General features: G+C 67.7%; 12 protein-coding genes. 1 reads left to right on the forward strand and 11 read right to left on the reverse strand.

What is annotated here, in order from left to right:
• Window positions 1-6 precede the first annotated feature (6 nt).
• From ACS0OT_RS05855 to ACS0OT_RS05900, 10 genes are all read right to left on the reverse strand, one after another.
• On the reverse strand, window positions 7-1,407 hold the full coding sequence (locus ACS0OT_RS05855; protein ID WP_005408663.1) for an aspartate aminotransferase family protein: 1,401 nt from the start codon (window positions 1,405-1,407) through the stop codon (window positions 7-9).
• A gap of 64 nt (window positions 1,408-1,471) precedes the next feature.
• A complete protein-coding gene (locus ACS0OT_RS05860; protein WP_005415773.1) occupies window positions 1,472-2,188 on the reverse strand; it encodes an MtnX-like HAD-IB family phosphatase in 717 nt (238 codons plus the stop codon).
• Between the two features lie 174 nt (window positions 2,189-2,362).
• Window positions 2,363-3,565 (reverse strand): DegT/DnrJ/EryC1/StrS family aminotransferase, encoded by a 1,203-nt coding sequence (locus tag ACS0OT_RS05865; protein ID WP_442256082.1) that lies wholly within the window; start codon window positions 3,563-3,565, stop codon window positions 2,363-2,365.
• Between the two features lie 10 nt (window positions 3,566-3,575).
• Window positions 3,576-3,974, reverse strand: a complete 399-nt coding sequence (locus ACS0OT_RS05870) for a DMT family transporter (RefSeq protein ID WP_032954032.1) — start codon at window positions 3,972-3,974, stop codon at window positions 3,576-3,578.
• Complete coding sequence (locus tag ACS0OT_RS05875) at window positions 3,971-4,330, reverse strand: EamA family transporter (protein ID WP_065186714.1); 360 nt, start codon at window positions 4,328-4,330, stop codon at window positions 3,971-3,973. The genes ACS0OT_RS05870 and ACS0OT_RS05875 overlap by 4 nt, the downstream gene beginning before the upstream one ends.
• A gap of 1 nt (window position 4,331) precedes the next feature.
• Window positions 4,332-5,168 (reverse strand): alpha/beta hydrolase, encoded by an 837-nt coding sequence (locus tag ACS0OT_RS05880; RefSeq protein WP_442256083.1) that lies wholly within the window; start codon window positions 5,166-5,168, stop codon window positions 4,332-4,334.
• 79 nt (window positions 5,169-5,247) lie between these two features.
• On the reverse strand, window positions 5,248-6,627 hold the full coding sequence (locus tag ACS0OT_RS05885) for a sensor histidine kinase (RefSeq protein ID WP_164092656.1): 1,380 nt from the start codon (window positions 6,625-6,627) through the stop codon (window positions 5,248-5,250).
• The gene (locus ACS0OT_RS05890) at window positions 6,624-7,307 is read right to left on the reverse strand and encodes a response regulator (RefSeq protein WP_005408670.1); all 684 of its coding nucleotides are present in this window, start codon (window positions 7,305-7,307) and stop codon (window positions 6,624-6,626) included. Before ACS0OT_RS05890 ends, ACS0OT_RS05885 begins: the two co-directional genes overlap by 4 nt.
• Window positions 7,308-7,438: 131 nt before the next feature.
• Complete coding sequence (locus ACS0OT_RS05895; protein ID WP_442256084.1) at window positions 7,439-8,566, reverse strand: metallophosphoesterase; 1,128 nt, start codon at window positions 8,564-8,566, stop codon at window positions 7,439-7,441.
• A 73-nt stretch (window positions 8,567-8,639) separates the two neighbouring features.
• Entirely contained in the window at window positions 8,640-9,089 is a 450-nt protein-coding gene (locus ACS0OT_RS05900; RefSeq protein ID WP_065179646.1) for a winged helix-turn-helix transcriptional regulator, read from the reverse strand.
• Window positions 9,090-9,163: 74 nt separating this feature from the next.
• On the opposite strand from ACS0OT_RS05900, the gene ACS0OT_RS05905 reads away from it, so the two are divergent.
• Window positions 9,164-10,384, forward strand: coding sequence for an MFS transporter (locus tag ACS0OT_RS05905; RefSeq protein ID WP_139726912.1), 1,221 nt, complete (start codon window positions 9,164-9,166; stop codon window positions 10,382-10,384).
• A 95-nt stretch (window positions 10,385-10,479) separates the two neighbouring features.
• Here ACS0OT_RS05905 and ACS0OT_RS05910 read toward each other — a convergent pair whose 3' ends face one another.
• Window positions 10,480-11,895 (reverse strand): GGDEF domain-containing protein, encoded by a 1,416-nt coding sequence (locus ACS0OT_RS05910; RefSeq protein WP_065179787.1) that lies wholly within the window; start codon window positions 11,893-11,895, stop codon window positions 10,480-10,482.
• Window positions 11,896-12,034: the final 139 nt, after the last annotated feature.

Below are 12,034 nucleotides of genomic sequence, written 5' to 3' on the forward strand. Positions count from 1 at the left end.
TCGACCTCAGCCCTTGGCCTTGGTCAGCGCCTGGTCGAGCAGGGTGATCGCCAGGTCGATTTCTTCGTAGCTGATGTCCAGCGACGGCGCGAAGGTGATCACGTTCTTGTACCAGCCACCCACGTCGAGCACGAGGCCCATGCGCTTGCCGTCGTGCAGCAGGTCACCGGCCAGGCCGATGTCGACCATGCGGTCCAGCAGCTCCTTGTTCGGGGTGTAGCCGTCGGCCTGGCAGATTTCCGCACGCAGCGCCAGGCCCAGGCCGTCGACGTCGCCGATTTCCGGGTGGCGCTTCTGCAGGCCGCGCAGGCCGTCGAGGAAGTACGCGCCCTTTTCCGGCACGGTGCGCTCGTAATCCATTTCCTTGCCCAGCTTCAGCACTTCCAGGCCCAGGCGGGTGCCCAGTGGGTTGGAATTGAAGGTGGAGTGAGTGGAGCCCGGCGGGAACACGGTCGGGTTGATCAGCTCTTCGCGCGCCCACAGGCCCGACAGCGGGTTCAGGCCGTTGGTCAGCGCCTTGCCGAACACCAGCACGTCCGGGGTCACGCCGAAGTGCTCGATCGACCACAGCTTGCCGGTGCGCCAGAAGCCCATCTGGATTTCATCGACGACCATCAGGATGCCGTACTTGTCCAGCACGCGCTTGAGGCCGGTGAAGAAGTTGCGCGGCGGGATGACGTAGCCACCGGTGCCCTGGATCGGCTCGACGTAGAACGCGGCGTACTCGGCCTGGCCGACCTTGGGATCCCACACGCCGTTGTACTCGCTTTCGAACAGGCGCTCGAACTGCCACACGCAGTGGTCGGAGTACTCGTCCGGGGTCATGCCCTTCGGGCGACGGAAAGGGTACGGGAACGGGATGAACATCGCGCGCTCGCCGAAGTGGCCGTAGCGGCGGCGGTAGCGGTAGCTGGAGGTGATCGACGACGCACCCAGGGTGCGGCCGTGGTAGCCGCCCTCGAAGGCGAACATCAGGCTCTTGCCGCCGCGCGCGTTGCGCACGATCTTCAGCGAGTCTTCAATGGCCTGCGCACCGCCGACGTTGAAGTGCACGCGGCCGTCGAGGCCGAACTTCTCGTGCATGTCCACGGCAATGGTCTTGGCCAGCTGCACGCGGGTCGGGTGCAGGTACTGGCTGGCGACCTGCGGCAGGGTGTCGATCTGGTCCTTCAGTGCATCGTTCAGGCGCTTGTTGCTGTAGCCGAAGTTGCACGCCGAGTACCACATCTGCAGGTCGAGGTAGGGCACGCCCGCGCCGTCGAACATGTAACTGCCTTCGCCGCGCTGGAAGATCTTCGGCGGATCGACGTAGTGGACGGTGTCGCCGAAGGAGCTGTAGCGGGCTTCGTCGGCCAGCAGCTGCGCATCGGAGGCAGCGGCGTCGGCGTTCTTGTCAAAAATATTCATGCAGTTCGGTTCCGTGAAGGACGTTCGAAAGGGGTAACAGGGGAGCGCGCCTGGAAGGGAGTGCTCAGGCGGTGGCAAGCAGCAGGGGCAGTGCGGCGGGCTGCGGGCTGGCGTCGAGGCGACGTGGCTGCAGCAGGCTGCCATCGAGCAAGCGCGGCAGCAGTGCGATTGCATCGTGGAAGGTGTCGATGGCGGCATGCTCGATGCCGGCATTCGTGCAATGGGTAATCAGGCGGCGCTTGGCGAACACGAAGTCGGCGTCTTCGGACACGCAGAAGTCCGAGCTGCCGTCGCCGATCATCAGCACGCGCGGTGCTTCGTTGGCGCGCGCCTGCGCGGCGCAGGCGCATTTGCAGGTGCCACTGCGGCAGCCTTCGGCCTGGTAGGGCGATTCCAGTTCCCAGTGGTCATCGCACCAGCGCAGGTGGTTGGCCACCACCGGCAGCTGCGCCAGGCCGTGGTTGGCGAGGATGCGATGGATCGCATAGTCCAGGCCGTCGCTGACGATGCGCAGTGGCAGGCCCAGCTGCTCGGTGCGAGCGACGAAGGCGACGAAACCTGGATCGATCTGCACCTGGTCCAGATGGGCATCAAGCGTGGCCGGATCCAGTTCCAGCAGCCGCACCTGGCCCTGCATGCATTCACGCGAGCCGATCTTTCCCGCCTTCCACTGGTCTTCCAGTTCCTGCCAGCCCGGTTGGCCGTACTTTTCCAGCAGCGAGTCGATGACATCTTCGAGGCTGATGGTGCCGTCGAAGTCACACAGGATGCTCCAATGCATGGGCAGGTCCGTCGATGAGAAAGGCGTCCGGCACATTGCCGGGGCAGGCTCAATGTAGGCAGGCCGCCTTTCTCGTTCCTTTCCTGTTGAAAGGCGCTTTTGACGGGCTGGGAAAGCGTTCAGGAAAGTACATGGATGAATGCGCGGAGCGCAGGCCACGCATGCACGTGCGGGTCAGGCGCGGGCTAGGACCTGCAGTATTTCGCCCGTTTCCTCACGGGTCTGCCAGGCGCTGTTGCCAAGGGTGAGCATGCGTGCGGCGAAGTCACGTGCATTGGGCACGTCCTCCTGCGGCACGATGCCACGCAGGTAGGCGTAGTCGGGCAGGGCATGGATGAACATGCGGCTGGCACCGAGGCCGCGCGGCCACAGGTCGTCCAGCGCGGCATCGCGCGCGCGCTGGCTGGGCAGCAGCAGCATCAGCATCGGCCAGGTGCCGCCGGTGCCGGCCAAGCCATCGACCACCTCCACCGCTGGCAGTTGTGCCAGCTGCACGCGCAACTGCAGTGCGCGCAGGCGCCCGGCCTGCAGGAACGCCGGCAATCGCCGCACGGCATGGGCACCGATGTTCTGTCGCCATCGACTGACCCGGTGCTGCGGTATGTCCAGCGGGAAAATGTCACCGACCGCGTCTTCCAGATCGCCACGCTGCAGTGCGCTGCGCAGCGGATTGCCGTACACCAGCGACAGCAGCGAGGGGCGATAGCAGGCGGCAAGGCCAAGCAGCTGCACACTGCGAAGCAGCTCCCAGCGCAGGTTGAAGCGCACCTGTTCGGCGGCATGCTCGGCCAGTTCGGCGCGCAGTTCGTCATCGCGGCTGACCAGCAGGCCGCCTTCGTGCAGGCTCAGCCCCTTGCCGGCGGCCAGGCTGAAGAATCCGATGTCGCCACGCAGGCCGACACTGCTGTTGCCCACCCGTGCGCCCAGCGCCTGTGCGGCATCTTCGATGACCCAGGCGCCGGCGCTGCGGGCGATGTCGCAGGCCCGTTCGACATCGGCGATGCGACCGCCGAGGTGGGTTGGCAGGATGGCCAACGTACGCGCATCGGCCAACCGTTCGAGTTGGCCGGGATCGAAGTCGAAGTGGCCGCGCCGGGTATCGCACAGCTGCACGCGCAGGCCGAGGCTGTGCACCGCGATCGGCACCAGCGGGCAGGTGTAGGCCGGCATGATCACTGTGTCGCGCCTGGGTGCGCGCTTGCGCAAGGTGCGCAGGGCGATCAGCAGCGCGTGCGTGCCGGAACAGGTCAGCTGCAGCGGCGGCGTGCCCAGCTGGTTGGCCAGGATCCCGCGCAGGTCACCACCACCGGGAAGGAAGTCGCTGGCCTGCATCGGCAGGCCGGCGGTCGGTGGCAGTTCGCGCGCGAACAGGCTCATCGCAGCCCGCTCACGAGGTGCTTTCGGCGGGGCTGTGCGGGTCGTCCGCTTCCGCGCGGCCGAGGCAGACGATGCCGGCCACGATCAGTACCGCACCGACCAGGTGGTGCAGGGTGAGCGGCTCTTTCAGCAGCCAGGCCGACAGCAGCAGCACACTGATCACTTCCAGGTGCGAGGCCGCGAATGCCGGGCCGATCGGCGCATGCCGCAGCAGGCTCATCCAGGTGAAGAACGCACCCACGTAGCCGAGGATGGCGCCGTACACCCATGGTTGCGACAGCACGCGCAGCAGCCAGGTGGTGTTGGCCTCGACCGGCAGCGCAGCATCGCCGGCGTACTTGAAGCACAGCTGGGCCAGGGTGTCGAAGGCCATCAGCAGGGGGAAGCCGATCACATACAGGCGCCTCATGAGCCGGCCCCCACCACCGCCACGCCTGCTGTGACCAGCAGCATCCCGGTCACCCGCAATGGCGTGAGCTTCTCGCGGAACAGGATGCGGCCGGCGATCATCAGCGCCACGATGTTGATCGAGCCCAGCAGCACGCCCTTGGACAGCGGAACCAGTGACAGGAAGGCGATCCAGGCGACGAACTCAAGCACGTAACAGGCGATGCCGATCCACAGCCAGGGGCGGCTGAGCATGTGCTTCCAGCGCTGCAGTCCCTCGCCCTCCTGCGGGTCGCTGGCGGCGGCCTTGAAGGCGAGCTGGCCACCGGTATCGAGCACGACATTGGTCAGCCACAGCAGCGTGGCAAGTGCCCCCATCTCAGGCCACCGCCTTGAGGACGCCGCTGCGTTCACCGATCCCGGTGAAGAAGCGCGCGCTGCGGCGGATCACCTCGCGGCGTTCGCGGTCGATCGTGATCATGTGGTAGCTGTCCTCCAGCACCACCAGTTCCTTCGGGCCACTGACCCGCGACATCACCAGTTCGGCATTGCCCATGCTGGCCACGTCGTCTTCGCGCGCGTGCATCACCAGGCACGGGGCGGTGACCTGGTGCAGGTGGCGGCGGGTCCAGTTGCTCAGCGCACGCATCTCGGCCAGCGCGTGCCAGGGATTGCCCGGAAGGCCTGCCGCCGCGCTGTCGCCGGACAGCATGGCGGCGCTGACCTGCGCACGCAGGCGCTCGTCGCGCAGGCCGTACGGCGGTTCTTCCATGAACATGCGGTCGCGGCCGATATTGAAGCGCTTGAACCACGGCAGCAGGAACGAGAGGCGGGCGACAGCGGGTATGTTCCAGCCGTCGTAGCGGAACGTGGCGCCATACACGCCGACGCCGGACACCCAGTCCGGTCGTCGAGCAGCAAGTGCCAGCGACAGCACCGCGCCCATCGACAGGCCACCGACGAACAGCTGGTCGACCTTGCCGCGCAGGCTTGCCGCCGCATCTTCCACGCCCTGGTACCACTGTTCCCAGGTGGTCGCCAGCAGGTCATCCACGGTGCCACAATGGCCGGGCAGCTGCACGCCGTGTACGGTGAAGCCGGCGTTGTTCAGCCCTTTGCCCAGCATGCGCATTTCCGCCGGGGTACCGGTCAGGCCGTGAACCAGCAGCACGCCCTGCGGGCCACCGGGGAGGAAGAAGTCGTGCGATTCGGTCACCTGGCGGCTCCGGGACGGCAGTGGGGATGGCAGGATCGCAAGCGCGATTTTCACCAGCCTTTCAGCGCGCCGGGCCGGGTCAGGGGGCCTTCAGCCGCGGCAGCATGATGGCGACCTTGAGGCCCCCGCCCGGGCGGTTCAGAAAGCTCAGGCGGCCGCCGAAGTGCTCCACCGCCTCGTGCGCGATGGCCAGGCCAAGGCCGGTGCCGCTGGCAGCGGTGCCCGGCGCCCGGAAGAAGCGCTCGCCCAGCCGTGGCATCACGTCGTCGGGCACGCCGGGGCCGTTGTCTTCCACATAGAGTTCGACATCATTGTCGTCCAGCGCGTGCACGCCCACCGTGACGGTCGCATTGCGGCCGGCATAACGCAGGGCGTTGTCGATCAGGTTGTCCAGCGCCTCCTGCAGCATGGCGCCGTTGCCAAGTACACGCAGCGGATGGGGGCTGCCGCGGTAGCCGAGGTCGATGCCATCGCGGATCGCCTCCGGCACGCGCATGCCAACCCACTGCGGCACCAGCTCGCACAGATCCAGTGCTTCCACGGTATCGGGCACGGTCTGCGCCCGGCTCAGCGCCAGCAGCTGGGTGCTGACCCGGGCAGTGCGCTGATTGAGCCGGCGGATGTGCTGCAGCGCCTCGCGCACCGTATCGGGGTCACCGTGTGCCAGCGCCTGGTCCACGTGCAGGGCCATGCCCGCCAGCGGCGAACGCAGCTGGTGCGCGGCATCGGCGATGAAGCGGTTCTGCAGGGTGATCATTTCCGCCTGGCGGGCAAACAGATCGTCGATGGTGCTGATCAGTGGCTGGATCTCCTCCGGTACGTCGGCGTCGGAGATCGGTGCCAGTTCGCCACGGCGCTGCGCCAGGCGGGTCCTCAGCGGCGTGAGGATGCGCAGGCCGTAGGTCACGCCGAACCAGACCAGTGCTGCGGTGCCCAGCGCCAGCATGGTCATCAGCGGGATGATGATCATCAGGATCTCGCGCGCCCGCTGTCGGCGGTCGGCCATGCTCTCGGCCACGGTCACCGCCAGCTGGTCCTGCGGATCGTTCATCGCCTGCGTGCAGACCGTGGCCATGCGCACCTGCTGGCCATTGAGGTTGCCGTCGTACAGGGCCGGATGCACGCCGGTGCAGTCCTGCGAAGGGGCATACGGGCTGAAGTCGGCATTGCCGCTGAGCGTCCCCATGCGGCTGCTGTCGACGTTGAAGTAGCGATGGCCGTCGGGGTCGTACTCGATCAGGAAGCGTGCCTGCGGCGACAGGTCGCTGGTCACCGGCATGGTGCTCAGCATCTGCGCGAACGAATGCGTGTCGTCGATCAGGTTGCGGTCGTGGATGCGGTTGGAATAGTCCAGCGCAACGTAATAGGCCAGGATCGTGTTGAAGGTGAGCAGACCCAGCATCGGCAGCGCCAGGAAGGCGAGCAGGCGCCGGCGCAGGCTGGGCGGTCCACTGATCACGGGGTGCTGTCGTCCTGGGCGTCTTCCAGCATGTAGCCCAGCCCGCGCACGGTGCGGATGCCCATGCCGCCGGGCTGCAGCTTGCGGCGCAGGCGGTGCAGGGCGATGTCCAGGCCGTTGTCGGTCAGGTCCTGGCCCCAGTCGCACAGCGCTTCCACCAACTGCGCGCGTGACACGATGCGCTCGGCGCGCACTGCCAGTGCCGACAGCAGGCCGAACTCGCGTGCGGTCAGTTCCAGCGACTGGTCGTCGATCCACACCCGATGCCCGGCCAGGTCGATGCGAAGGCGGCCGATGCGCAGGTCCGGGTTGCCATTGCTGGTGACCCGGCGCAGCTGGGCGCGCACGCGCGCTTCGAACTCGTCCAGCGCGAACGGCTTGACCAGGTAGTCATCGGCACCCAGGTCGAGCACACGCACGCGCTCGGCCAGGCCGTCACGGGCGGTCACCACCAGCACTGCGAGGCCATCACCACGCTGGCGCAGGCGCTGCAGCACGTCGCGGCCATCCAGCTGCGGCAGCCCCAGGTCCAGTACCAGCAGCGCGTACTGCGTCGAGCCCAGTGCAGCATCGGCGTGCGCACCGTTGTCGACGTGGTCGACCACGTGCCCCTGCCGGCGCAGCGAGGCGCACAGGCCGGAGGCGATATCCGGGTCGTCTTCAGCAATCAGAACGCGCATGCGCGGGGCTCCTGTAACGGTCAGGCCCACCGGATGGACGGGGTGGGCCTCTCGGCTGCCGAGGGTAGCCGCAAACCGGCTGTAGGTGGAGCGCGCCGGCACCTCCCGGCACCGTCGCGCTGTCCCTCCATTCAGTCCTGCAGGCCCGGCTCACCGAGCGCCAGCGGCACCCGCGAACCATCCAGCAGGCCACGGCTGAGCTTGCCACCCTCGATGAACAGCAGTTCGCCGTTCTCGCCGTTCTTGATGCTGCTGTCGATGGCGATCACGCGGTCGCCGTGGAAGCTGCTGACGTGCGGCATCGAGGTATGGCCAACCACGATGCGCTTGAGCTGCAGGCGGTCGAGCACAGCCTGCACACCCGCGGCGTCGAGGCGGCCATCGAAATAGCCGCGGTACCAGATCGGGCTGGTCTTGCCGTCATACAGCGGTGCGGTGGCCGGGTCGGCCTTCACTTCGGCCTTGGGCAGGCCCAGCGAGGCCTGGTAGGCCGCGTTGGTGCGTGCCGGGTCCAGCGCCAGCTGCACCGCCTCGGGCGAGATGCCGCCGTGCAGGAACAGGGTATCGCCGATCTTCAGCAGTACCGGTCGGGTGCGCAGCCACTGCCCGATCACCGAGTCGGCGCCATACAGCTGCGGGTAGCTGCGGCCCAGCAGCTGGGCGCTGCGCAGGTACTTGGGGTTGACGTAGCGCAGGTCGTCGTACAGCACCATGGTTTCGTGGTTGCCGAGCACGAAGTGCACGGCGCCACCGGCGGCGGCCGCCTGCTGCTGCAGGCCGTAGAGCAGCCAGAACGCCTCGGTCACCTGCGGGCCGCGGTCGAACACGTCGCCGGCGATGACCAGCGTGTCCTTGCCCAGCGCCCAGCGATCCTCCGCGTCGATCACGTGATGGGCACGCAGCAGGCGCACCAGCAACCCGTACTGGCCGTGAATGTCGGACAGCGCGACGATGCGCGGTGTGGCCGGCAGCACCGAGACCGAGGCTGCATTCGGCGCAGCCACATGCACGGTGTGTTCGTAGCCGCAGCGCGGTGCGATATCGGTCCCTGTTGCCCCGGAGGCAAGCGTGCGCGATTCGACCTTGTCGGCGCAGATCCACTTGGCCTGCACCCGGTCGCCCTGGCGGAACACATAGGGGCCATCGGCCTGCACGTGGTCGGCGGGCGCGGCAACCTCGCGGGCCTGCGTGGTTCCGGCGCTGCAGGCCAGCAACGGCAGCAGCAGGGCGGTCATCAGGGAAGGGCGATAGCGCGACATCGTCGTTGTCCGGCGGCGGAAACATCCGATGCTAACCGGCGCGACCGGGTCGCGGTGTGCGCGAATGGGCGGGTCAGGCGCTGTGCCCGTCGTCCCTGAACTTGCGCACACGGGTGGCGGCGGCCTGCAGGGGCCGACCGTCGCGCCCGCGCGGCTGCATGTACGGCAGCGGTCGCCGCGTGCTGGATTCGATCAGCTGCGAATGAGCTTCGTCTGCACCGAAGCGATGGCGTTCACCCCATTGGCGCAGCGCGACCAGCACCGGGAACAGCGCCTGGCCCGCGGCGGTGAGCACGTATTCCTGGTAGGCCGAGCCGTCGGAGGCCGGTTGCAGTTGCAGGATGCCGGCCTCGACCAGCCTGCGCAGGCGATCGCTGAGGATGTTGCGGGCGGCGCCCAGGCTGCGCTGGAAGTCGCCGAAGCGGCGGACGCCGTCGAAGGCATCGCGGATCACCAGCAGTGCCCAGCGATCACCGAGCAGGTCGGCGCTGCGGGCAACGGGGCAGGGGCTGTTGGCGTGCATGCTGTGGCCTCCGAATGTGGTTGCAGTTTAAAACCAAAGTGGCTAGCCTGCATCTGGTTTCAATATGAAACCAGATGACGAATGCCATGCCGATTCCACGCCCCCTGCTGGTGCTGCTTGCGGTTGCCGCCGGCGCCAGCGTTGCCAACGTCTATTACGCGCAGCCGCTGCTGGATCAGCTTGTACACGCCTTCGCGCTGGAACGGGCGGTTGCCGGCGCGGTGTTGGCCGCGACCCAGGCCGGCAGCGTGCTGGCATTGCTCGGGTTGCTGCCGCTGGCTGATCGCGGTGACCGGCGGCGCCTGCTGCGGCTGCAGCTGGCGGCACTGGTGGCGGCCCTGCTGTGGCTGGCAGCGGCACGCACGGCCGGTTGGCTGTTGTCTGGCATGCTGCTGGCCGGGCTGTTGGGCACCGCGCTGACCCAAGGCTTGATCGCCTATACGGCAGCGATGGCTCCGGCCGTGCAGCGCGGACGCGTGGTGGGGGTGGTGCAGGGTGGGGTGTTCATCGGGCTGCTGCTGGCGCGCGTGCTGTCCGGCACGGTGGCGGCCATTGCCGGCTGGCAAGCGGTCTATCTGCTGTCGGCAGCGCTGATGGCAGCCCTGGCCGTACTGCTGTGGCGGCGCCTGCCGGCCGTGCCGATACCCGCGGTACCGCCGCGGTGGCTCGACCTGCTGGGCTCGATGCTGGGCATGCTGCGCCGGGATCGAACGCTGCGCGAGCGTGGTCCGCTGGCATTGCTGCTGTTTGCCGGACTCAACGTGTTCTGGGCGGCGGCTCCCTTGCCGCTGTCGGCCCCGCCGCTGCAGTGGTCCACTGCGGCCATCGGTGCGCTCGGCCTGGCCGGGGTGGCAGGTGCATTGATGGCGTCGCGGGTCGGGCACTGGATGGACCGCGGTTTTGCCGATCGGGTCAGTCTTGGCGCGCTGCTGTTGATGCTGGTTGCGTGGTGGCCGCTGCTGGGCCTGCCGCAGTCGCTGTCGTTGCTGCTGCTGGGCGTGATCGTGCTCGACCTCGGCGGCCAGGCACTACATGTTTCGAACCAGGCATTGTTGCTGCGTGCACCGGCGGAACAGCATGGGCGCCTGGTGGCGTTGTACATGCTGTTCTATGCGGTGGGTAGTGGTGCCGGTGCGGCTGCCGGGCCCTGGATGCAGGCCTGGCACGGCTGGCCTGCCGTGTGCCTGCTGGGTGCAGGCATCGCGTTGCTGGCGCTGCTGTGGTGGGCGGGGTGGGGAGTGGTGGCGTTCAATGCATCGGCTGGCGCGCGGACCGGTAAAGTCGACTGTCGGTAGAGTCGACTGTCAGTCGACTGCTCTTCGCCCCGCGTGCGAAAAATTCCGCGCTGCGCGCGATAGTCGACCAGCGGTCGACTCTACCTGTCCTGTCGTCATCGCTGCAACGCACGCCGGCCCGGGGCTTCCTGCAGGTCCCCGCTGGCCACCACCACGCGGTTGCGGCCGCTGCGCTTGGCCTCGTACATCGCCGCGTCGGCACGTGCCATCAACCGTTCGTAGTCCGGGTGGCCATCATGGCCGGCCACGCCGATGCTGGCAGTCAGCGACAGAACCTGGCCGTTGGCCAGTGCCACTGGCGACTGCGCGATCTGCCGGCGCAGGCTCTCGGCGATCACCGAGGCCTGTGACTCACTGGCGGCAACCAGCACCACCACGAACTCCTCGCCGCCGTAGCGGAACAGGTAGTCGCTGCCGCGGGTCAGCTGGCCGAGCAGGCCGGCGACGTGCTGCAACGCGCGGTCGCCGGCATCGTGGCCGTGGCCGTCGTTGATCGCCTTGAAGTGATCCAGGTCGAGCAGCAGCAGCGAGAACGGCGTGCGATTGCGCGTGGCCAGCTCGATCTCCCTGCGCAGCACGGTAGGCAGGAAGCGGCGGTTGAGCAGGTTGGTCAGGGCATCGCTGCCGGCATCCAGTTCACCGATGCGTTCGAACAACAGCGTCATCAGGGTACGGATGGCGGCCAGGTCCTCGCGAATGGCCGGCAGCACCGCCAGTCGTTGCGCCGGGGTGTCATTGCTTGCCCGCTGCAGGTTGCCGTCGATGCGGGCCATCAGCTGGCCGACCTGCTGGGTTTCGCTGCTCTCGCCGAAGCTGGGGATGCCCTTGTGGGTGAACCACAGGCCGAATTCCGAGGTCGCCAGGCTGGCGCTTTCGCCGGCCTGCACGTGGCCGGCGAGTGCGTAGAGCAGGGCGTTCTCCCAGTCCAGCAGCAGTGCACGCTGGCGCTCGCGTTCGGTACCGACATTCTGCACCAGCGAGAACAGCCGGTAGGCAGCATCGGCACGGGTGGAGCGCTCACGTGCATGGGTGTAGGCCAAGGTCATGCCTTCCATGGCGATGTCCATGATCGCGCTGAGGCAGTCGATGGCGGCGAACGCGGTGGCGCTGTCGGGCGCGTCGTCGCGCAGGCGCACGAACAGCTCGTGCTTGAGTACGCGCGCGCCGCGGGTGACCAGGTCGACCGGAATGCCGACCCGGGCATGCACATCGCCGATCACGCGTTGCGAGGCAACGGTGGCGGCAATGCCGTCGGCATCAGTGGTCAGCAGCTGCACCAGCCAGCGCTGCATGGCCGGTTGCAGGCGTTGCTTGACCTGATCGTGGGACAGGAAGCGGCGTGCACGCCCGTCCTGCAACAGCACTTCGTAGAAGCGTTGGGCCAGCGCCGGCGGGGCATCGGTTGCGGCGGCGTGCAGCAGCGCGGTGGCGGCCGGGCCGGCCTGTTGCAGGCAGTGCTGCCAGGCCTCGGCCAGCGGCTGGCTGGCATCGTCCAGTTGAGGTGGTTCCACGTCGATCTCTGACTGCGTACGGCAAACCACGGGTATCGGCCGCGGCGGCGTGCGGTTGATGGTGGGCAAGCCAGCCAGTTTAAGCCCGATGCAGGGTCGTTCGGCACGCAGGGCACATCACGCCTGCGGTAGCAATGAG

This window comes from Stenotrophomonas maltophilia group sp. RY12688, from assembly GCF_052149045.1.
GTDB classification, from domain to species: Bacteria; Pseudomonadota; Gammaproteobacteria; order Xanthomonadales; family Xanthomonadaceae; genus Stenotrophomonas; species Stenotrophomonas sepilia.